Source organism: Pseudomonadota bacterium (genome assembly GCA_039193195.1).
In the GTDB taxonomy this organism is placed as follows: Bacteria; Pseudomonadota; Gammaproteobacteria; order Steroidobacterales; family JBCBZW01; genus JBCBZW01.
Genome location: JBCCWS010000051.1, coordinates 1 through 22,100, shown reverse-complemented (window position 1 = coordinate 22,100; position 22,100 = coordinate 1). Strand labels below are relative to the sequence as shown.

18 protein-coding genes and 1 tRNA gene are annotated in these 22,100 nt (G+C 60.0%); 16 read left to right on the top strand and 3 right to left on the bottom strand.

What is annotated here, in order from left to right:
• The first annotated feature begins 124 nt into the window (after positions 1 to 124).
• The 6 genes from AAGA68_23745 to AAGA68_23720 all read left to right on the top strand — a co-directional run bounded on the left by AAGA68_23745 (position 125) and on the right by AAGA68_23720 (position 6,413).
• Positions 125 to 3,586, top strand: a complete 3,462-nt coding sequence (locus tag AAGA68_23745; protein ID MEM9388089.1) for a pyruvate carboxylase — start codon at positions 125 to 127, stop codon at positions 3,584 to 3,586.
• Between the two features lie 209 nt (positions 3,587 to 3,795).
• Positions 3,796 to 4,587: a hypothetical protein gene (locus AAGA68_23740; GenBank protein MEM9388088.1), complete on the top strand. Its 792-nt coding sequence runs from the start codon at positions 3,796 to 3,798 to the stop codon at positions 4,585 to 4,587.
• A 185-nt stretch (positions 4,588 to 4,772) separates the two neighbouring features.
• Positions 4,773 to 5,378: an ATP/GTP-binding protein gene (locus tag AAGA68_23735; GenBank protein MEM9388087.1), complete on the top strand. Its 606-nt coding sequence runs from the start codon at positions 4,773 to 4,775 to the stop codon at positions 5,376 to 5,378.
• The gene (locus AAGA68_23730) at positions 5,375 to 5,797 is read left to right on the top strand and encodes a roadblock/LC7 domain-containing protein (protein ID MEM9388086.1); all 423 of its coding nucleotides are present in this window, start codon (positions 5,375 to 5,377) and stop codon (positions 5,795 to 5,797) included. Before AAGA68_23735 ends, AAGA68_23730 begins: the two co-directional genes overlap by 4 nt.
• A gap of 37 nt (positions 5,798 to 5,834) precedes the next feature.
• Positions 5,835 to 6,194, top strand: coding sequence for a roadblock/LC7 domain-containing protein (locus AAGA68_23725; GenBank protein ID MEM9388085.1), 360 nt, complete (start codon positions 5,835 to 5,837; stop codon positions 6,192 to 6,194).
• Positions 6,195 to 6,326: 132 nt separating this feature from the next.
• Positions 6,327 to 6,413 (top strand) — tRNA-Leu (locus tag AAGA68_23720).
• A gap of 1,525 nt (positions 6,414 to 7,938) precedes the next feature.
• On the opposite strand, the gene AAGA68_23715 is transcribed toward AAGA68_23720, so the two are convergent.
• A complete protein-coding gene (locus AAGA68_23715) occupies positions 7,939 to 8,271 on the bottom strand; it encodes a hypothetical protein (protein ID MEM9388084.1) in 333 nt (110 codons plus the stop codon).
• A gap of 358 nt (positions 8,272 to 8,629) precedes the next feature.
• Between AAGA68_23715 and AAGA68_23710 the strand changes: the two genes are divergently transcribed.
• Positions 8,630 to 9,079: a hypothetical protein gene (locus AAGA68_23710; GenBank protein ID MEM9388083.1), complete on the top strand. Its 450-nt coding sequence runs from the start codon at positions 8,630 to 8,632 to the stop codon at positions 9,077 to 9,079.
• Between the two features lie 79 nt (positions 9,080 to 9,158).
• Here the strand turns inward: AAGA68_23710 and AAGA68_23705 are convergent, their stop codons facing one another.
• The gene (locus AAGA68_23705) at positions 9,159 to 9,437 is read right to left on the bottom strand and encodes a hypothetical protein (GenBank protein MEM9388082.1); all 279 of its coding nucleotides are present in this window, start codon (positions 9,435 to 9,437) and stop codon (positions 9,159 to 9,161) included.
• 267 nt (positions 9,438 to 9,704) lie between these two features.
• Here AAGA68_23705 and AAGA68_23700 point away from each other — a divergent pair, with 267 nt between their 5' ends.
• From AAGA68_23700 to AAGA68_23670, 7 genes are all read left to right on the top strand, one after another.
• A complete protein-coding gene (locus AAGA68_23700) occupies positions 9,705 to 10,772 on the top strand; it encodes a hypothetical protein (protein ID MEM9388081.1) in 1,068 nt (355 codons plus the stop codon).
• Positions 10,773 to 10,835: 63 nt separating this feature from the next.
• A complete protein-coding gene (locus tag AAGA68_23695) occupies positions 10,836 to 12,170 on the top strand; it encodes a hypothetical protein (GenBank protein ID MEM9388080.1) in 1,335 nt (444 codons plus the stop codon).
• Positions 12,171 to 12,173: 3 nt separating this feature from the next.
• Entirely contained in the window at positions 12,174 to 13,805 is a 1,632-nt protein-coding gene (locus AAGA68_23690) for a type IV secretory system conjugative DNA transfer family protein (protein ID MEM9388079.1), read from the top strand.
• A gap of 58 nt (positions 13,806 to 13,863) precedes the next feature.
• Positions 13,864 to 15,765, top strand: a complete 1,902-nt coding sequence (locus AAGA68_23685) for an AAA family ATPase (protein MEM9388078.1) — start codon at positions 13,864 to 13,866, stop codon at positions 15,763 to 15,765.
• Complete coding sequence (locus AAGA68_23680; protein MEM9388077.1) at positions 15,762 to 17,477, top strand: ATP-dependent helicase; 1,716 nt, start codon at positions 15,762 to 15,764, stop codon at positions 17,475 to 17,477. The genes AAGA68_23685 and AAGA68_23680 overlap by 4 nt, the downstream gene beginning before the upstream one ends.
• Before the next feature lie 894 nt (positions 17,478 to 18,371).
• The gene (locus AAGA68_23675; GenBank protein MEM9388076.1) at positions 18,372 to 18,620 is read left to right on the top strand and encodes a hypothetical protein; all 249 of its coding nucleotides are present in this window, start codon (positions 18,372 to 18,374) and stop codon (positions 18,618 to 18,620) included.
• 31 nt (positions 18,621 to 18,651) lie between these two features.
• Positions 18,652 to 19,302: a DNA methyltransferase gene (locus tag AAGA68_23670; protein ID MEM9388075.1), complete on the top strand. Its 651-nt coding sequence runs from the start codon at positions 18,652 to 18,654 to the stop codon at positions 19,300 to 19,302.
• Positions 19,303 to 19,353: 51 nt separating this feature from the next.
• Here AAGA68_23670 and AAGA68_23665 read toward each other — a convergent pair whose 3' ends face one another.
• Positions 19,354 to 19,740 carry a YegP family protein gene (locus AAGA68_23665; GenBank protein ID MEM9388074.1) on the bottom strand — a complete coding sequence of 129 codons (387 nt, stop codon included), beginning with the start codon at positions 19,738 to 19,740 and terminating at the stop codon, positions 19,354 to 19,356.
• Between the two features lie 681 nt (positions 19,741 to 20,421).
• Between AAGA68_23665 and AAGA68_23660 the strand changes: the two genes are divergently transcribed.
• Positions 20,422 to 20,766, top strand: coding sequence for a hypothetical protein (locus AAGA68_23660; protein MEM9388073.1), 345 nt, complete (start codon positions 20,422 to 20,424; stop codon positions 20,764 to 20,766).
• A 378-nt stretch (positions 20,767 to 21,144) separates the two neighbouring features.
• Positions 21,145 to 21,390 (top strand): hypothetical protein, encoded by a 246-nt coding sequence (locus AAGA68_23655; GenBank protein MEM9388072.1) that lies wholly within the window; start codon positions 21,145 to 21,147, stop codon positions 21,388 to 21,390.
• The last annotated feature ends 710 nt before the right edge of the window (positions 21,391 to 22,100 follow it).

The window sequence follows — 22,100 nt, the reverse complement described above, 5'->3', positions numbered from 1 at the left end:
CCCACAGCGGTGAAGTGTCAAAAATCGGGAGCGGAGTTTACCGCAGTGCAGCGCGTAAGGCGATTCGCAAAAGGTGTGCGATGATCGAAGCGTCCCCTATGACCGACAACGGAATCCCCGCCTCATGCCGAACAGCACCCCGTTTCGCAAGCTATTGGTTGCGAACCGCAGCGAAATCGCCATTCGCATCATCCGCGCCGCAAGTGAACTCGGACTGCCCGCTGTCGGCATCTACGCCGAGCAAGACCACCTCACGCTGCACCGGTTCGCGGCAGCCGAGGCCTATCAGGTGGGGGCGGGGAAACGCCCCGTTGAGGCGTACCTCGACGTCGACAGCATCCTCGAGGTCGCCCTAGAGGCGGGGTGCGATGCGGTACACCCTGGCTACGGCTTCCTGTCGGAGAACCCTGAGTTTGCGGAGCGCTGTGCAGCCGCCGGCATCAAGTTCGTCGGCCCCGCGCCTAGCGTTATGCGCGCCCTGGGCAACAAGGTGCAGGCGCGCCAACTCGCCGAGCGGGCGAAGGTACCGGTGATGCCTGCTACCCCACCGCTGCCTACAGATGGCGATGAAATTCGCAAGGCCGCCGCCGTGATCGGCTACCCGGTAATGCTCAAGGCGAGTTGGGGCGGTGGTGGTCGCGGTATGCGCGTGATCGAGGGCGAGGAAGGTTTGCTCGATCAGGTGGCCTTGGCACGACGTGAGGCCAAGGCCGCCTTCGGCAATGACGAGGTCTACCTCGAGAAGCTCGTGCGTAAGGCGCGCCACGTTGAGGTGCAGATCGTCGCTGACGAGTACGGCAATATCGTGCACCTGTTCGAACGCGATTGCACCGTGCAGCGGCGGCACCAAAAGGTGGTCGAGCGCGCACCCGCCCCGTACCTGGATGACGCGAGCCGTCAGTCCCTGTGTGATGCAGCCCTGCGCCTCGCCCGTGAGGCAGGCTACCAAAACGCAGGGACCGTGGAGTTCCTCCAGGACGGTGAGACCGGAGAGTTCTACTTCATCGAGGTGAACCCTCGCGTGCAGGTCGAACACACGGTAACCGAGCAGGTCACGGGGCTAGACATCGTGAAATCTCAGATCCGCATCGCAAGCGGCGGCCGCGTCGGTGACTACAAGAGCTCGGGCATTCCCGCCCAGGAAGACATCAACCTGCTGGCCTCAGCGCTCCAGTGCCGGGTAACCACAGAAGACCCGCGTGACAACTTCATCCCAGACTACGGCTTGATCTCTGCCTACCGCTCGCCCTCGGGCCCGGGTATCCGCCTCGATGCGGGCACTGCCTACTCGGGGGCGGTCATTACCCGTCACTACGACAGTTTGCTGGTCAAGGTCACCGCGAGTGGTCGCGACGATGAGGAAGCGGTCAACCGCATGCGCCGCGCCCTCGGCGAGTTCCGCGTGAGGGGCGTCGAGACCAATTCCCTGTTCCTGCAGGCGCTGCTCGATCACCCGGCCTTCTTGAAAGCCGAGTACACCACGCGTTTCATCGATGAGACGCCTGAGCTGCTGCACGTTGGCGAGAGCGGCCCGCAGCTGAACAAGGTACTCGACTACATCGCCGATGTTATCGTCAACGGCAACGAACTGGTGAAGGACCGGGTGCAGCCAGAGGTACTGCGTTCGCCAGTGGTTCCCCGCGTTGCGACCGAGCAGGCGCCACCCGATGGCGTCCGCCAGCTATTGGAACGCGAAGGTCCCGAGGCGGTCGCCCGCTGGCTGAAGGCCCAGCCCTCACCGCTGGTTACGGACACGGCATTTCGCGATGCGCACCAATCGCTGCTCGCCACTCGCATGCGCTCCATCGACATGCTGCGGATCGGGCCTGCCTACGCGCGGCTGATGCCGCAGCTGTTCTCGGTGGAGTCCTGGGGTGGCGCCACCTTCGATGTAGCCATGCGTTTCCTCAAGGAAGATCCCTGGCAGCGTCTAGCGGATCTCGCCGAGTCTATGCCCAACCTTATGCAGCAGATGTTGCTGCGTGCGTCCAACGGCGTGGGGTACACCAATTACCCCGACAACGTGGTGCGCTACTTCGTCGATCAGTCAGCGCAGGCGGGCGTGCACGTGTTCCGCATCTTCGACTGCCTGAACTGGGTGGAGAACATGCGCTTGGCGATCGACGCGGTGGCGTCGACCGGACGCATCGCCGAAGCCGCGATTTGCTACACCGGGGACATCCTGGATCCGGCGCGGGACAAGTACTCCCTGAGCTACTACGTTGCGCTCGCTAAGGAACTGGAAGCGGCCGGCGCCCACATTTTGGCGATCAAGGATATGGCAGGGCTGCTGAAGCCGGCGGCGGCGACGCAGCTGGTGACGGCGCTCAAGCAGGAGATAGGACTCCCCATCCACCTGCACACGCACGATACGAGCGGCAATTCTGGGGCAAGCATCCTGGCGGCCGTAAACGCCGGAGTCGACGCCTTCGACGCGGCCATGGATTCGCTCAGCGGCCTCACCTCCCAGCCGAATCTCGGCTCCTTAGCGGCTGCCCTGCGCAACACGGACAAGGACACCGGCCTCGACGCTGCCAACATCCGCTTGCTGAGCGACTACTGGGAGCAGGTACGCCAGCAGTACACGGCCTTTGAGAGCGATCTGCGCTTCGGCGCCTCCGAGGTGTACCTGCACGAGATGCCGGGTGGGCAGTTCACCAATCTCAAAGAGCAAGCGAAATCACTAGGTATTGCCCGCCGCTGGCCAGAAGTGGCGAAGGCCTACGCAGAGGTGAACAAGGCCTTTGGCGATATCGTCAAGGTCACGCCCTCATCCAAGGTAGTGGGCGATATGGCGCTGATGATGGTGACCTCCAATATCACTATCGAGCAGCTCGTCGATCCTGGCTTCGAAGTAGCGTTCCCGGACTCCGTGGTCTCGTTCTTTATGGGCGAGCTGGGCCAACCGCCTGGGGGATTCCCGGAGTTGCTGGCCGCGAAGGTGCGTCGGGGTAAGGAGCCGTACACGGGGCGCCCCGGCGCCGAGATGTCGGCGATGGATCTAGAGGCGGAGCGGGCGAGCGTTGCCGAGGCCATCGGTCGCGAGCTGAGCGACCAGGATCTTGCCAGCCACACCATGTACCCGAAGGTCTTCGCGGAATTTGCGGGCCATCAGGCCAAGTTTGGTGACGTGAGTATCTTGCCGACTCACGTTTTTCTCTACGGTATGCAGTCGCGCGAAGAGCTTACGCTGGAGGAGGAGCCGGGCAAGCAAGTGCTGATCCGCTACCTCACGAAGTCCGAGCCCGATGACGATGGCGTTCGCCGGGTGTTCTTTGAAATCAACGGGGAGCCGCGCTCGGTCCGAGTGAATGACAGCTCCCTGGCGTACACGCGTCAGGTCCACGAGCAGGCGGATGCCTCAAACCCGCTTCACGTGGGCGCACCGATGCCGGGGCTAGTGGCGTCCGTCGCGGTCGGCGTGGGCGATACGGTCGCGCGCGGCGACACGCTGCTGACGCTCGAGGCGATGAAGATGGAAACCGCGGTCACCGCCGATCGGGCCGGCAAGGTGCAGCGGGTGGTCGCGCCGGTGGGTACGCAGGTGGACGTAAAGGACCTGCTGATAGAACTCAATGAGACCTAGGTCTCACACCCGTGGAGAGTGCCTCGCGATCATGCCGGGTGGCGCTCGACCGTGACTGCCACGAATCCCAGAAACCTCGATTAGGACAACGTTCGCCTCCATCGACTCCGGTGTAATCGCTCGTATCAATCCGCCGACCGAGGGCCGCGCTTGCAGTCCCTTCGGGTGCCTCAGGCTGGAGCTACGGAACCGGAATCGGAGGCGTCCGTATGAGTGTTCGACGTGCAGCTTCCCCCGAGGGCGGTAGCAAGAAAGCGCCGGAAAATCCCAAACCGCGATCCTCACAAGATCAGCGTTTAGCGCTGCCGAATGCCGCCGGGCTGCAGCGGTTGGTGGCTGGCCTGGGGCAGTGGTTGGGGGTTGGCAAGCAGGTGATCGCGCTCCACGACCGCACGCGCTGCGTGGCGCTGGTGGTGCCGATTTCCCCCCACGACCGGATCCTGGTGCCGCAGGTGGCGCTGTCAGTAGCGCAAGAGAGTCGCCCGGCCGCACCTCGCGGTGAGAAAGAGGGAGTGGCTGCCCCCGCAATCTCTCCCGAACTGATGGCAATCACGAGCCTGCGGCTCGCCCAGTACGCCCCGCCCCGTGAAGAGCTTCAGCGCGTGTCCGCCGATGGCTACGCCATGTTTCGCTCCTACGCGTGGTGGCTTGCCTTGCATGCGACCGCGGCCAAGGTGACCTCTGCCGATCCGAGGGAGCTCGTACGCCTGACCCGTTGGCCAGCCCTCGGCACGGAGGTCGATCGCAGTCGTGCCATGCGTCTGTGCACCGTGTTGTCCCGAGGGCCATTCTGCCCCCGCGACCTGGCCATCCTTTCACGCCAGTCACCCCTCGACACCGACGCTTTCGTCACCGCAGGGGCGATCCTGCGCTTTGTCGAACTGACCGGCGAGACCGTGCAAGGGCGGACGGACCGGGGCGCAGATGAGGGCGAGCGTCGCCATCCCCTGTCGGGCGTGTTCAGCAGCATTCGGCAACGCTTTCGCTTCGGTCGCGACTAGTGGGCCGCTTGGTAAATAAGGTAACCCTCAGTCTGCGTAGGGGCAGCGTCAGCAAGGCGCGTCGCGCAGCCAATGGCATCGCCATTGGCAAGCGATGCAACGCCGCGATGGCGCCCGTGCTACTCGCTGAGCGTCACCTTATTTGCCAAGCGGCCCACTAGGGCGGCGGGGCAGGCGTCGCGGGCATGCAAAGAGAGCTCAAGATCGTCATCGGCGGGCCTATGGGCGCCGGTAAGACCGCGCTGATCCGCGCCTTGAGCGACGTGCCCGTGGTAGCCACGGAGGCGTACAACACCCGTCGCGACGAAGCGGACAAGGCTACCACCACGGTGGCGATGGACTACGGGCGGATGGAACTCGAAGACGGGGTAGTTGTATCGCTGTTCGGCACGCCAGGTCAGGATCGCTTCAGCTACATGTGGGAGATCCTGGCGAAGGGCGCGCTAGGCGTAGTGGTGTTGGTGGATGCGAACCGCGAGGACGCCGAGCAGGCCCTACGCCGCTACGTGGGGATCTACGAGGAGCAACTCAAGGGGGGGGCGATGGTGGTCGGTCTGACCAAACTGGATCTCGCGTCACCCAATCGATTCGATGAGCTAGCGACAGTGATTGCTGAGCATTATGTCACTATCCCAGTGATCGCAGCAGATCCGCGCACACGAGAGGGCAGCGAGCAGCTCATGGAGCTGCTCCTCATGACCCTCGAGATGGCGGCGGAGCAAGACGACATGGGTGATTCCCCGGCGCCTGGAGGGCCACCCTTGGCGTTCGAAGTAGGGCCTAGCGTATGAGCGTAAGAGCAGCAACAGTGCGAGGAATCGCCCAAGCGATCACCGATGATCTGGTGGGATCTGAGCGCGGCATGCTCGGCGTGATGGTCTCGACGGAGGACGGCTTCGAGCTGTGCAGATCAGCGGCCCGAGAGTTCTCCGATCCCGGCCGCCTAGCCGCCGTTTCCAGCTCACTTCTCGCCCTCGCCGACAGCTCTGCCCAGACCGCCGAGATCGGCGCCTCTCAGTGCATGGTGGTCGAAGGCGAGGATGGCAGGGTGGTGCTCTACGCCGTGCCCTCCCTCAAACCCCGCCTAGTCCTGACCGTGCTCATGAAGGGCAGCAGCAACCTCGGCAATACCATTTACCTGGCGCGCGTCACTGCGCTGCGTATCGCCAGTGCCGTGGGCGAAGCGCAGCGTCGGGCGACCGGCACCTAGGGAACCACCAACAGACTTCTAACGGGAGACCCTGATCATGGACAAATACGACCTCACTGGCCTAACGCAAGTCGACGGATTCATCGGCGCCGCCCTCGTGGACGCCGAGAGCGGCATGCTCCTTGGCGCTACCCCCAACAGCGTCCTCGACCTAGAGGTGGCGGCGGCGGGCAACACCGACGTGGTCCGCGCCAAGCGCCGCGTGGCCAAGCAGCTCGGCGTGGCGGGCGACATCGAGGATGTGCTCATCACCCTCGATGAGCAGTACCACCTGATCCGCCCGCTGGCGAAGAACCCGGAGCTTTTCTTCTATTTGGCGCTGAATCGAAAGCAAGCGAACCTCGCCATGGCGCGCCGCTCGCTGAAGGACTTCGAGGCAGAGGGGATCGCCGCCTGATCGGCGTTGGCCGCCGCAGGGCGAGTTCGCCTCGGTGGGCGGGTTACCGGCTTGGGGCATCGGTTGCTATCGACTCGGGGTAGAATTGGCTCGCGTGAGCGGATGACCGGCGTCATCTGCCAGCGCCAGCTGGCCCGGGTGGCGGAATTGGTAGACGCAGCGGACTTAAAATCCGCTTTCCGTAAGGAAGTGCGGGTTCAAGTCCCGCCCCGGGCACCATCAGGGGACTCTCTTGTGAAAACGCCCCCAAAACCCTGAAAGGCAGGGAAAGAGACGGGGTTCGATACCCACGTTCTCGGTCGTACACCAAGCGTTCGGTGAAGGTCAGCTTTAGTACTGCTCGTTTCTCCTCAAACCCGCCAAATTCCCAGACCTTATGCGGGTTGCTGAGGTAGTGCATCGAAGTTCGATACATAGCCTCAAACGACCTCTGCGGTTTCCCAGAACTCTCCCTTTTGGACACCAACACACGCTTGCGCTCTTCAAGGGCTTCGACCCGTTCCTCAAGGGCGTTCATGACTGTGCTACTACGTGCATCGACAAGGCGGTCCACAACGAGTTGAAGCTGTTTATCCAACTCACGCATCTGCTGATCCAATGATTGGCGTCGCAGCCGTTGCCTCTCACCTTCCCTGTCCCAAAGCGCTCGGAACATCGTGCCGGCTACACTGAGGAGTGGTTTTGATGGACTCAAAGCCTTCAGCAGTTCGGCGAACTCGCCCTCAAGCTTATCTCGGCGAATTGACTTCCCTTTTAGGCCACAAGTCCTTGTTTGGCATACATAATATGGGTGGCGCTTACCCGTCTTGCTTCTGGACCACCCTGCGGTCAGCGCGTTGCCGCAACCGCTGCACGACACGCCACCCCGACATGCAAAATCCAGATTGAGGTCCTTGCGTTCTGGTGCATGTGAGCGCTCGACCAGACGTTCTTGGATGCGGGCGAATGTCTCGTAGCTAATGAGACCCTTGTGCTGTCCCTTCCGCCGTGTAACGCCCCACGGCAGGTATTCTACTTGGCCTGCGTATACAGGGTTGATCAGAAGGCGATGCACGTGGCTGTTGCCGACCTTCCCCGTCGATCTGGACTTGGGGTAATCAGGGTGGTTCTCAAGGAACACCCTTGCTGCTTCCTTCGTCTGAAACCGGCCGGAGGCAAATCCTTCCATCATCTCCGTTAGGATCGGTGCCACACGCTCATCATGAACGAGCAGTTTTCCGGTGGACTTTGCTTTGGTGAAGCGAAACCCTATCGGCGCGGTGAACGCATAGAATCCAGCTTCGAGTCGTGCCTTCGTCTTCTGGCGCGTCTGTCGACCGATCTGTTTGCGCTCGAGTTGCCCCTGGGCGGCAAACAGGGTCTCCATAAACTCGCCTTCAGGCGTGTCGTCGAACCTGTAGTTCAGGCAAACGACTCGTGCACCGAGATCGGACATCAGTTCCCGTAGCATCAGATGATGCTTGGTCGACCTCGACAAGCGCTTCAGGTCGTCAAAGAAAACGACGTACCGACGGTGGGGGTTGTTTCTCAGATGCTGCAACAGGGCAACCATTCCTGGCCGCTCCTCAACCTCGCTTCCGCCCGATATCTCATCGCGGAATACGTCTTCTACAACAAGGCCCATTTCGGTCGCTGCGACCCGGCAACGTTGCTCCTGACTAAGCAATCCGCTGCCTTCACGGCCCTGTTTGGGATCCGAAATTCTGCAGTATAAAAGTGCGCGTTCTTTTTCTTCATTGGTCATTCAAACCTCCTTCGTTTTCGGTGTTGTTTCTCCTTGGTGGGGTGCGTCTTCATCCTGCTCAAGCGCCTGGGATGTGTCCAGCACATTCTGCGTGAGAAGCTGGGGGATCATCATCTGAACCGGCTGAACGCCCCAGCCGATCTCGACAAAGATGTGCATGATCTCCCATAGCGCCTGTAGGAGGGCGTTCTCCTGCTCCTCGCTCAGCGAAAGTTCCTCCAGCGCATCTCGATAAATCGCTGGATCTAGTGTCAGTCGCTCCCCCGCGTTAAGCGGGGGCACGCTCGTTGAAGCCGGCTCTGCGGCTTCTAGGGTGTCGATGTCTATAGTCATCGTCTCCTTTCCTTTCTGATATATGCACGGACGCAAAGGCCCACGCGGGGCCTTGCGGTCATGCGTCGTCGGTTTGTGGGTTTCAGGGGTAAAAATACCCACGTGCCCGCAGGCACGTGGGAAATAGGTGGCTCGATCCGGTTGAGAGGCGATCCGTTGGGGCGACATCGGAATCGCAGATCGAGCGATTTGCGTATGTTTATAGAACTATTCGGTAGTACAAAACAAGAACATTCGAACGAAACGCATCAATTACACACCATCGTGTGTATGTCTCGATGAGGTGCTGCTGTTTCCCACGCTGCTTTCGTGCGTTGCCTACCCTGTCTCCACGTTGCTCACGACCAAGGAGATGCTTATGGCCCAACGCACCATCTTTGCGACGTCGAAGGAAGAGTTGATCGACAAGCCTTGTTCACGTCGGCGGTGGATCGCCGCCCGTAATCTGAAAGTCCCCCGCAGACAATGGCCGGATCTGCTCGCGACATCGATCTACGAGTTTGAGGGAACGATCTTGTGTCCGAACCGCCTGCTCTGGCCGATCCCGGATATCGACAAGATCCTGGGCGAGGATCCGCGATGGTTCTCCCACTACCTTGAGGCAGTAGATGGAGAGCCGCGCCGCACGCCCCGCTTGCTAGAGCGTGTGCGGTTGATTGATCTGTTTTTTCGGATTGAGAAGCCAGCAATCGCCCGGCACTTCGCGCTTGGCCCGACTGAGGCCTCGCCAGTCCTACCGGGAGGCAGAAAACCGCCCGATGCTGATGGGGGAACGACGGTGGGGGTGTTCCACGAGACGCCGTTCTAGACGGTCGGCACCTTCACAGTCCCCAGACAGGGCCTGGCCAGGCGTTTTGCTGGCCAGGCCTTCTTTTGTGTCAGCTTCCTTAGCTTGCCTGAGCGAGTGTCTGCCACGTCGCAACGGTGGCCTTGACCTCCTCGCTGACGGTGTATTGCTCACCATCCCATTCGACCCAGCCATCCGCGCGCAGGGACGACCACAGCACGTGCAGCGTGCGCAATGGAATGTCCAACAGCGCGGAGAGATGCGCGCTCGTTCCTTCCTCACCAAGCGCGAGCGCTGTGATCACTGCACGTTTCTGCGGTGATGGCCATTTGTGAACCTTGATGGCGTTGATGGTCTTTAAGAGTTTTGATTTGGTCATGTGTTACCCCGGTCATTGGTTGCGGCCGCACGGCCGATAAGATCTGTCAGCGTTCCTGCCGCACGGCCTCCCTGGCCAGGTGTGCGCGCAGCGGCCGGATTCTATCCTGTTTCCCGAAGTCAGCGCGACCGTTCGCTACGCTTAAGGGTTCGCTAGCGCAGCGTAACAACTTGCCTGTGCCTTGAATCGCCTCCGATAGCCGCTGTTTCCCACCTTTTGCTTTCCCTATCCGCACACTCGTCTCCACGGTCTAACTGAGGAGGCGCCATGCCGCGCAAGAAAACCACCACGCAAGACAAACTCGCCGCGGCGGGCGCCCGTGTCGCTGCACGCCCGGCCGGAGCGCAGGCTGACGAGATGATGCGCGCATTGGCGCTACATGCCTCAAGTCAAGAAGCATGTGCGCTGATCGCGGAACAGGCCGGTCACACCTACGATGCCGCACACGGTCATACAATCGTGCAGCTTAGACTTGAATGCGAGGAGGTTAATGGGCGCTATGCTGACTCTCTTGCCCGGCAAAAAGCCCTGGAAGCCAAGTGCGCAAACACGACGCAGTTCATCAAATCAGCCACCGCGCACCTCACTGCCGGCATAAGCAGTGCACCCGGCAACGATGCGACCGCCGCGGAAGGCACTGATGCTGGGGCGCTGACCCCAGCGCCCAAGCCGGTGAGGTTTCGCAAATGGCGGTTCCAGGATCAGATCTCCTTTTGCCTAATCCTGCCGGGCCTCGCTGCCGCCCTGGGCATGGGCGCAGTGAATGTCTACGCCAATCTCATGGCTTCGGGACAACCCGTCTTTATTGAGCAACCCTGGCTCGCCGCGTTTCTTTCCGGGCTGCTGCCCGCGGGTTCGACGGCCCTCAAGTTTGTGTCCGGCTTTTTCGAGTACAGCCGCACGAAGAAGCGCTACGCGCTGGTGGTGTACATCCTCACCGGCGTTGCGCTCTTGGCCTGGTGCATCACCTTCGCCATGAACTTCTCTGGCGTGAGCGGCGGTATTGACTGGGACACGCTCGGCAAGTCCAACGGAAAGGGCTCACTCCTGGTGGGACTGCAGCTCACCGCTGAACTGCTCGCAGCGACGGCCCTGTTCCTTGCAGCGGAAGACATCGCTTTGCGCTACGCCCCTGACAGCTATGTCGAGAGCCCTGATTTCATCAACGCAACACGGGTGCTCAGGGCCCATCGCACGGGCCATGAGGCATTGGCTGCCCGCCGCAGCGATCTCCAAGGCCGGCTGAAGGCAGAGGAAGCGAAGCGTGATGCGGCGATCAATGATCGCGTCGCGGCCTTCCTCTCCTATCGCGCCCGTATGCAGCAGAGCGCGTAGCGCGTCTTCGCATCTCTTCTCCAACCGTATTTAACGTCTTTCCACACAAGAGGAGTCTCCCTCATGATCTCTGATCGTTTTGCAGTTGGCTTTCTGTTCGGTTTGCTGTGGTTCATCGTTGCCCCGTCCTGCGCAGCGCGGGAAACAGCTGTCGGTATCTCTCCCTATCAGGAGCCGATCCAGGTCCGTCAAGTCATCACCACCACGCTCCAGCATTTTGTCGCGCAAGAGCCCGGCGATACGACGACCTTTATTGACGCCTGGTCCAACCAGACCATTGCGATCTTTACCATTCCAGAAGGGCGGGCCTATGCAAGCCCAAAGGCGCGACTAACCTACAACGGACAGGCGGTGGCCGCGCTAATGCGTTTTGCGGACGCTGCGCGGCCCCCATCGGGTGCATCAGAGCCTGCGCTGCTCGGTGCAATCCGCCTACCGCAGTTCCTAAGTCATGTGCAGGACACCAACACGGCGGACGCACCTCTGGAGATGATCGTCTTCGGCTCTCCGTTCTACGATGACCGGGCCGATGCGGCCGTCTCGATGGCGACGGGTCTAGTGCCGTCCGACGGGCACATCAATAGCAGCCGCGCCGATACGCCTTTCGGTACCAAGAACACTGCACCGCGATCTCAGCCAATGCGTCTGCATTGGGCGCTGGATCCTTCCGCGCAGTGGAACAGCGATCGCCACCGTTTCTTCGTTCAGCGCTTCTGGACGCTCTACGTAGAGGCGCGTGGCATGAGCCTCGCGAGCTTTAACACTGATCGCACAGCATTGCTCCGGCGTGCGAGCAAGGGAGCCAATGCGCCTGCCCATGGCTACGTGCTTGAGGAGGGTGAGAAGCGTGAGATGATCCGACTGCGTCCGGCTGATATCCCGCAGCGCCTCTATGACGCTGAGCCAACTACGACCCCGCCGCGGGCCGACATGATCGGTGCGGCGACCAATGTGGAGGTTGGGTTGACCTGGGATTGCGCGCGCTGCGATCTCGACATCTATGCCAGACCGCACCGGCAGGCTCAGGTGCTGTACTACGGGCAGAGCATTACGCCGGAAGGGCATCATTGGAAAGACCATGTGCGCGCCCCACGCGGCGGACGTGAGAACGGTCCGGCCAACGGGTACGAGACGATTGGCTTCACGGGCACCGTGGATCTCCATCAGCTTGAGATCGCGATCAGCTTCTATAGCGGCACCGCCCTTGCTGGGGTTCAGGCTGAACTGCGCCTTAGTGCCAACGGACAGACCTGGTCCTATCCGTTCCGCCTTGACGCAAGGCGCGGCAAGAAAGGGGAGGGCGTCGCCGAGGCGTTTGCCTCTGGCGTAACCACGGCACCCCATCTCGCCATCATCGACCCGTTGGCTGTCATGGGGCTATCCCCCGACGGGTCCTGATCGATGAGCAAGGAGCAACCAACCTTCAGCGGTACGCTGCTCGCGACCATTTTCTGCGCAGCGGCCCTCTACTACACGCTACCTTGGATCTACAGCAGGGCCTTCTGGGTTGTCCCCGTGATCTTCGGGCTTGCTGTCGTTCTGAAGACGCTCAGCCTCTGTATCTTCATCCTGCGAGCAATCCCGCAGGCCTGGATCTACAGCCGTGTATTTCGAAAGAAGGGCCTTGGCGGCACCGCCGGCTGGGCCTCGGAGAAAGAGGTCAGGAAGGCTGGCCTCTACAACCCAAAAGGCTTCTTCGCCGGGCGGCACAATAAACGTAAGGTGTTCGTGGAGATCGAGTGTTCCGGGCTGGTGCTAGCACCAGCCGGGGAGGGCAAGACCACCTGCTTCGTCATTCCCGCGCTTTGCCATGCCGTCATGAGCATGATCGTGCCTGACCTTAAAGGGACGCTCGCGGTGATGACCGCGAAGATGCGTCGCCGCAAGTTCGGCCACAAGACCCATATCCTTAATCCTGGCCGGGTGCATGCGAAGAAGGGGGAGAAATTCGCTCGCTACAACCCGCTCATCATCCTGATCGAAGCGTGGCGTGATGCTAGGCGCCATCGCGACTTGATGCCGGATACCGCGGCCTTGGCGAAGCAAATCCTCCCGGAGCCGCCGCAACCCGGCGAGAACCAGTTCTGGCGCAACGGCTCACGCAAGTTCCTGCGTTTCGTCTTCCTGTATTTGGTCACGATGGTCGAGCAACCTGCCGGCTCCAAGGACGATGTTGCGACCCTGCCGGCGGCCTTCACGCTGCTGAGTGACAAGGCCAAGCTGATGGCATCGCTTGAAGCCGCCCGTACGAGCACGATCCTCAATGGCGATCTCGCCTCGTTGGCCAATGACATCCTGCTCAAGCTCGAGGAGGGCGATCCCCGTCAGATCGAGTCCTTCCGCGAGGGTGCCATTCAGGCGGTGGACGTCTTCGCTCCCAGCGGTGCCCTGGCCGAAAGCGTCAGTGGCACGGATTTCCGCTTCGGTGAGCTGAAGCGAAAGAAGGGCACGGTCTATGTTGTGGCCGATCCGACCCGCATCGAGGTCTACAAGCCTTGGGTGGGTCTGGTGATGTGGTGTGCCTTCACCGAGCTCATGCGCTCACGCCACCGAAAGCCGGTCTGTGTCCTGTGCGACGAGGCAACCAACTTCCGTATTGACGGCCTGCCGCGCCTGCTCACGCTGGCTCGCGAGTTCAAGATCATCCTGTGGTTGATCATCCAGGAGCTGGAGGAATGGTCCCACGCCTATGGTCGCGAGAGCCTTGAGACGTTGCTGTCCCAGACCGAAGCGAAGCTGATCTTCGGTGTCCGCTCCCAAACGACGGCCAAGCTCGTATCCGACATGCTAGGCGAGGCCTCCGTGAAGGTCGTGAACCACAATATCGGCTCCTCCTTCTTCGACCCTGTCACCCGCTCCGTCCACGAAACCAGCCGCAAGATCCTCACGGAGGATGAAGTGCGGCGCGCCGAGCAGGCGATTCTCCTTCCAGGCGACGGCCGAGCCGTTCAAGTCCAGCGGCTACCGTACTTTCGCGTTTGGTGCTGGAAGTGGGCAGCTGCACCAAATCCACTTGGCAGGCACACCATATAACTAGTATCTGAATAGTAATTGTGTTAGCAATTAAGTTCCGATGACGGATGGGGCGAACATGAAAGTATGCCGGTTGCATATTGAGAACTTCAGAGGAGTTCGAGCGGGAACGATCGACTTTGCCGGGCACACCCTATTGGTCGGCGGCAACAACGTCGGTAAGTCGTCGGTCTGCGAAGCTCTCGATCTCTTGCTTGGCCCGGAGCGCCTATTCAGGAGACCGGTAATCAACGAGCACGATTTCCACCAGGGCGCCTACCTAGATGCCGAGAGTAACCCGGTCGAGATCGTGATCCGTGCGCTACTATCTGAGCTTTCGGAGCAAGCGGAGGCAAGGTTCCATAGCCACCTACGTCGCTGGGACGCGGCGTCATCGAAGCTGATCGATGAGTCGGACGCAGGCCTATCGCTTGCTGATAGCCCGGATGCTCAGTGGGTCTTGCCCGTTGTCTTCATCGGTCGATACGACCGCAAAGAAGACGATTTCATCGCCAATACTTTTTTCGATCACCCCGTGGATCCGGTAGACGAAGATGCCGATGAAGGCAGTGAGCTACGCCTCGGTGCCGGCCGCCGGGTTTTCGGACGAGATCAGAAGCGCGACTGCGGCTTTCTCTTCCTCCGCACGCAGAGAACTGGTTCCCGCGCACTCAGTCTTCAACGCGGCTCCCTGCTGGACACTATCCTGCGAATTGGAAGCGCCGGAGATGGGGATTCATCCGGACTCACGGAAATGTGGGAGGAGACTCTGCAAGCGCTTAGAAACCTCTCGCCCCCAATTGGGAAGATCAGTCAACTGAGCCGTATTAGAACGGAAATCGAAGAGAGACTGTCTCGATTCGTAAACTTAGATGCGCAGTCTGATCCAACAGCGTTCTTCGCATCTAACCTCACCCGCGAGAATCTGCGCGAAGTCGTGCGGCTGTTTGTTGCTACGCATCCAGCTCCGCATCAGCTTCCCTTTGAGCGATTGGGTACCGGATCCATCAACTTGCTTGTCTTCTCTCTGCTCACCTTCATAGCAGATCTGAGAGGCGGGACATCGGTGATCTTCGCTATGGAAGAGCCTGAGATCGCGATACCGCCGCATGTACAACGAAGGGTGTGCAAGTACGTCCTAGATAGGATGGGACAGTCGATCGTTACCTCTCACTCCCCTTACATTATTGAGCAGTTTCAGCCGGGTCAGGTGTTGGCCTTGAGTCGGTCATCGGATGCGGAGCTTACAGGGAGCTACCTCCCGGTCGATACGGTCGGTGGCAAAGTGCTCCGTCGTAACCGCTGGCCTTTGGCAGAAGCCGTCTTAAGTCGAGGCGTGTTGGTCGTCGAAGGACCGACGGAAGCTGCCATGTTTGTCCAAGCCTCAACCGTCCTTGAAGGAGCTACCCCAAACGACTATGAACACCTGGACCTGGCTGGTGTATCGGTCTTTAGTGTCGATGCCGACAATGCAGTTCCGGATCTTGGGCCCTTCTTCAAGGCTCTTGGTAAACCTGCGTTCGCATTCTACGACAAGCAAAAGACGCCATTCTCTAGCGAGAAAGCGGAGAAGCTGAATGACTATGTTCAACAGTGGGAATCGCCCTACCTAGGTATCGAGAGCCTAATCGCGGCGGAGATGCCGATTCACAGACTCCGGGGATTCCTGTCGGCCGCGACGAGTTATGGGGATTACCCTGAACAGGCCGGAGTCTATAAGGCGGAGATGGACGACGCGAGCGTCCGAGCCCTTGCGTCGAAGGTGCTGAAGGCCCGCAAGGGGGCAAACCGCCCCTACGCCGCCTTCGCAGTTGGTGCATGTCAGACTGAGAAGGAGCTCCCTTCCAGCATTGTGGAAGTTTTGAGGGCCGTACACCAAGAAACGCGTGAAGCACCACCAACAAACACCGCCGGTGGAAGTGATACCTCGGATGTTGCCGCAAGTGCTTCCAAAGAGAACCCTGGGAAGGGCTCAACTTGACGATACAGCTTGATGCAACTCGACAGAGAATTCTCGACACAGAAGGCCATCTTCTCGTCTTGGGAGGGCCGGGGTCAGGTAAGACGACGATAGCGCTGCTTAAAGCGAAGAAATTGTGTCAGTGGCTGCTACCTGAGCAGCGCGTGCTCTTTCTGAGCTTCTCGCGAGCGGCCGTCAAACAGGTATCGAAGCGTAGTGCAGACCTGCTCTCGCAGAGTGAGCGGCGACAGATCGAAGTCAATACCTATCATGCATTCTGCCTCGACTTTCTGCGATCTCATGGCCGGCTGCTCACACGCAAACCGGTAAAAATCGTGTATCCAAGCAACGCACGAGTTTTGGAAGCAGACTTTGGAGGGCCGAACTGGCGAACTGAACAGGAGCGCCTTCTTGCTGAAGAGTCTCGTGCAACTTTCGATGTCTTCGCGCACGGAGTAAGTACGCTACTTGAGCGTTGTAGGGCATTGCGATGCCTAGTGTCTAATCGGTATCCAATCATTATCGTTGATGAGTTTCAGGACACCGACGATGACCAGTGGCGCATGGTACACGCACTTCGGGACCATGCGACACTGATCTGCCTGGCCGATCCCGACCAGCGCATATTTGACTATCAGAGCACCATCGATCCCAAGCGGGTGGAGATGTCCAAGGATGCGCTTGCCCCGACGGTGTTCGATCTCGGCGCTGACAACCATAGAAGCCCAGGCGGTAGAATCCTCGATTTCGCCAACGCGGTCTTGAGGAATCGCTCGCCGAAAGCACCATGCAAAGAGGTAACAGTCTCAACGTGCTACGAGAATGCGTTTCCAAGTACCGTCCATGCGGAGGTGGTGTTCACTTTCTCCAAGCTGCGCCAACAGGGCGTGGAGAACCCCACCGTGGTGGTGCTCGCGCGGTCGAATCCTCTGGTGGCAACTATATCCAGCATTCTAAGTGAAACGCATCAGTACAACAGGAGGGAACTCCGTCCGATATTCCACACTGTTGTGTGGGACGCCGAAGTAGCAGCCGCTGCGGGTACTGTGATTGCGTCAGTGATGGAATGGCGCGAGGGCACCATCAGCGAGGATGTCGCGCGCACATTCGAGGCACTCGCAGCCTATTACAGGCTGAAAGTGGCGCTGCGACCGGACAAAAGCAAAGGTGCGGCGGACAAGGCTCGCAAGTACCGCGAAAGCGCGGACCGCGTGCGTGCCGAGAGGAGCCCGAGGCTGAACGTCGAACGCGCCCTGCTCACTTGTTGGAGGGAGAAGAAAGAGCTCTTGCGGGGGGATCCCGTGGAGGACTGGAGAAGGTCTCGAGACGTGTTGGATCGATCTTCGCTACCAGACATAGTCCAGGAATCCAGGATGCTGCGACTGTTTCGCATGACAGATGAGTTAGGACTAGGCCTCGCTGATCGTTGGGATGAGGTCGGTAGGTGCTACCCAGGCGCGAAGTTGTTCGTCTCAAGGACTCTGGAGACCCAGCGGTTGCTTGCACCCGATCTGGAACCCCGAGGGTGTGTGCTCATGTCGATGCACAAATCTAAGGGAAAAGAATTCGATGGGGTCGTGATCGCGGAGCGACAGCACGCAGGGGTGCTGTTCGATCCAAAGAAGGAAGAGCCACCCTTCGAGAGTACGCGCCGCCTCCTGCGGGTGGCCATTACACGAGCGCGGCATAGAGTGACAATCGTGCGCCCGAAGAACTGCTATCCCCTCTACTGACTGACTCACTAACACTTCGCCGCTCAGGCCCTGGCACCCCATTCGCCAAACTTCGAACCTCAGAAGCAGGACTTGGATGAACTGCAAAACTCCGGTTGCACGAGCCAACTATGTCGATCTAGCGCTCTGGGCGACTGCGAGGTTCCGTGCTTGAGGGTTAGGGGCGCCTCGCGCTCGCCTCACGTGTAGCGATGCATCTGTCCGTCAACATTGTCTCCGTATTCGAGGGCAACGTATCTCATTCCTTCGCCTTCTCTGCAATGAAACTCGTGAAGAACCCCACCTGGGATAACGATGGTGTCTCCCTGACTCATATCCGAAACACATCCGTGCGGTTAAGTCAAGGTCTTTGAGGGGGCCGCGGATCAGTTCCGGTATTCCGCTTTTGGTCAAAGGTCTGTAACTAGATCGGCATTGAATTGCACGGTTATCTTCGCGCGTCCTCGATATGCTGGGCTAGATGGAGCGGTGCCCTAGTGGGCGATCTGGATTACTGCGATGTGCACGGTCACTGGTTACGTTGGCTTTTGCATTCGACACGACCGCTAGCGCTCCGCTGCGTACGCTGATCGGCACAAGATCCGGGCCGTGTTCTGCTACTGACTTGTAAGATTTCCCTGTCAGCGCATTGCGGCATCCTCCGCCCTTCCTCTCCCCGGGCCGCGCACCACCATCTCCAGCCTCTTAACTGCCAGTCTGGCAGACAGGCGGCCGCCATCAACCTGTTTTACCCGTAAGCCGCACAGCACCGAGTCGCTGACGCGACACGGGTGCGGCTAAACGGTCCCCCACAAAACAGGCTGACACCGTCCTTTCTCCTGTCCGCCGGTCGTCTGGCACGAGGCCGGAATGGTCCGGCCCGTACAAAAGAGAAACAGCGAAAGGAGCACTCTCATGACCAACACAACCGAAACCACCACCACGCCCTACGAGCAGCCACCCGTGCCCGAGGACAGCAATCGCCCGACTCACATCGTCCGTAAGAAGCGTGGACCTGGCCGCAAGTCCGACTTCGAGACCCTCGGCGTCGCCTGGGCCCACGAGGACGGCAAGTTCTACGTGAAGCTCTACGGTACCCAGGTTATCGAAGGCGGGTTCTACGTCTTTCCCAACAGAAACGACAACCCGGAGGCGGGCCGCTAGGCCCCCTCCCTACCAAGGAAGGAGAGATGTCATGGACGACAACACCATCATCTGCGGCGACGCGATCACTATTCTGCCGAGCCGCGCCAGCGAAACCGTTGACCTCGTGGTCACAGACCCGCCTTACCTTTGCAACTATCGCGACCGATACGACCGCGCTGTGCGCAACGATACAGAGCCTAACGGGGTGCTCCCGGTCTTTCCGGAGCTCTACCGCGTCCTCAAGCTCAACAGCTTCTGCATCAGCTTTTGCGGCTGGAGTGCGATGCCTCGGTTCGCCACCGCCTGGGAGCGATCCGGCTTCAAAATTGCCGGTCGGATTGTCTGGGCCAAACGCTATGCCTCAAGCAGCCACCACACACGCTATTGTCACGAAGCCGCCTATGTGCTGACCAAGGGCAAACCACGCCCGCCGCAAGATCCGATCGCCGACATTCAGCATTGGACCGATACGGGCAACCGGCTGCACCCAACACAAAAAGCAGAAGAGGTGATCGCGCCGCTGATCACGGCCTTCTCCCAGCCGGGCGATGTGGTTCTGGACCCGTTCCTCGGCTCTGGTACCACAGCCGTCGCCGCGGCCAACCTTGGACGCCGTTACCTTGGCATCGAGCTGGAACCAGGCTACTGCGATATCGCCCGCCAACGCCTCATGGAGACCGATCTGCCACGAGCCGCGTAACGCCCAAGCCGAAGCCGAGCGCGTTGTCTTGTCACAACGCGCTGGCCTCGGCTACGGAGTCTGTTCAGCCAGGCTCGCCTGCGCGGCCCAGCGCTTCACATCCGCGATGGCTGCATTCCGGCTCGCCACCTCCGCGTAGTGGGATGACGTCCCGATGATCTGCCTGTTGCCTGCCTTGAGGTTGAAGTAGTACATGCCGTTCGATGCGGTGCTAGGGACAAAGCGCTCATCCTGCATCGCGTTCTCGCGTACCGATGCAATCCCGTTGCGGGCACCTCGCTCGGATGTGTAGCCCTGGCTCTTGAGCAGAATCTGTTGCTCCTCACCCGTAAGACGGAAACGGTACGCCCCAGCCTTGTCGGTAAAGAGTTCGAAGGTCAGGGGGTTGGCGGTGATGGTCTTTACAACCCCCAACCCCGCGAGCGCTGTGAGGAGCATGACAGAACCGCCGGCCAATATGCGTCGCCGTATGGGCGATCGCGGAGCCGAAGCCTCGGCAAAAGAAGCGGGGCGCATGTTCGGTTCCGGGGCTGTGGGCTGCGCATCCGAAGCGATCAGCAGCGCCACTGCCTGAGCTACGGCTGGCCAGTTCTTGGATTTCGTAGGATCAGTGCAGTCCGAGAGATCAAGCGCGTGCCGTCCTGACAGATCCACGGTCAGGCGCGTGCGATCCAATCGCGCTAGCACAAGCTTATCGAGGCCCGCTGCGACGTTGCACTCGTTTTGGACCCAGTACCGACTGAGTGCTTCGGCCGACCATAGCCCAACGGTTGCCGTGCAAGCCTGCAGCTCGGTGTCAATGGTGCTGAGGAAGTGCGCACCGGCCCGAAGGGAGCTGGATGCCAGAAACACGGACCATCCCCGCTTGCGTAACGCAGCAGCAACCTGCTCCGCCTTTACGTGTTCTTCAGTCGCATGAGAGATAAAGACGTCGTGCATGGACCTGGCGGGTGGATGGCAGGAGAACGAGCTGTTATGAGTATTAGTCCTTTGCAAGTGCGATAACGCCCCGGTTATTCGCACCACGTTTATGGGTGGCTGCACGACTAGCCCTGATTGGCCTGCAACGGGAAAAGCACAAGAATGGGAAGAAGACGAGGAAGAAACACGGGTCTGCGGATGCTGCCTATCGATTTTGCGCGCGCCGCGATTAATTGGCTTCCCGACGGGATACTTGTCGTTGGGGGCACCCCCGCGATCGTGTTCTTTTTCCCGCTCCCGATGATGATTGGTGCGCTGACGCCTGACCCCCAGGCTGCTACGGGAAGCTCGAGTGCACTTTTACCAGTGCTGGAGGTTCGGTTTGCGCGGCTGGAGCGGCTCGTGCACTGGTCAGGTCTATCCATTGCGCTGGTGACACTGGCGCTGGCCCTACGCAACAGTTGGCCGCTCCATGGTGGGAGCCGCAATGAAGCAACTCTGATCGGCTACATCGCACGACTGCTCACGCGCCGCCTCGACTGACGTAACGTTCTATCGGTGTTTCCGCTGCCAAGAGGGCACCCCAGCCGCTGTTCAGGAAACACACTAACTGCATGACCTGTCCTTCTCGGTGCAGATCCGATAGGTCTCGGTGGCCGACCGCGTGCTCGCCGTTTCTCTCCCTCGGTCCCAGACACGCCATCTCCAGCCTCCTAACTGCCAGTCTGGCAGACAGGCGGCCGCCCTCAACCTATTTTCCTCGTAAGCCGCACAGCACCGAGTCGCGAGCGCGACACGGGTGCGGCTAACCGGTCCCCCAACAAAACAGGCTGACACCGGCCTTTCTCCTGTCCGCCAGACTGGCACGAGGCCGGAATGGTCCGACCCGTGAAGAAGAGAAACAGCGAAAGGAGCACTCTCATGACCCACACCACAGACTTGCCATCACCAGAAACAGACTGGGTGACTGTATCGCGGGCTGAATACCTAGAACGCGTCCTAATTGTCCTCAAGGAGAGGATCGGATTCACGAGGCTCTGTATAGACGCGTCGTTTGAGACGGATATCTCGATCCGGATCGACGTAGACGGTATCGATGAGGCACAACAGCGGGGCCACAACCCGTACTTGTTCCTTCAGTACAATCTTCTGCATTACTTGCGCTGAGTGCTCTGCGGCTGGCCAGCCAGGCCCGCCGCTCCGTGTCCCACGCAAGGAGGTTGACCTGCCTCCTACGAGACCATCTGGCGCGCACGTGCCGCAGCCTCTACCTAAGCCGCTCACGCGATCAGATATTCTCGCCGACCGACGAAGATGCAGCCTACAACATTCCGAATACCGACTGCGCTCGCTTAAGAAAGGGACAGGAACGTCGCAGCACTGAGCTGTGTCGGAACGTAGGGCGCGCGACGGTCCCGTGGCCGGTGTTTCTCCGAACCCTCCCGTGCGACTTCATTCCGCGTCTTTGGTTGGACGGCCCCATCCGTACGGTACCGTACGCAAGCTGCATAGCAATGGAGTAGCGAATGCTCTGAGGAACCTAGGAATATGTTCTTGTTGATTAAATCAGGTCGTCATCGTAAGTGGTGGCTTGGGAACATCATCTCGAGGTTGCGTAGCTGTGCCTGCTTCTCGGCAGAGCACACGTAGCGTCAAGCACCGGCAGTGTCCCGTCATCGCTAAAAGAGCGTTCAACGCAGGAAGAAGAAGAGCCAATGAGCAAGGGACCAACAGTAGAACTTAGCGAAGATGATCACCTTACCTGTGCTAGTTCCGACTTGATCTGACACCTGACTTGAAAAAAGTGAGGGTTATCGACTTTGATGGAAGTGCGAACTTTCAATCAAAACCATGGAGATAACCCTCGTGATTGAGTC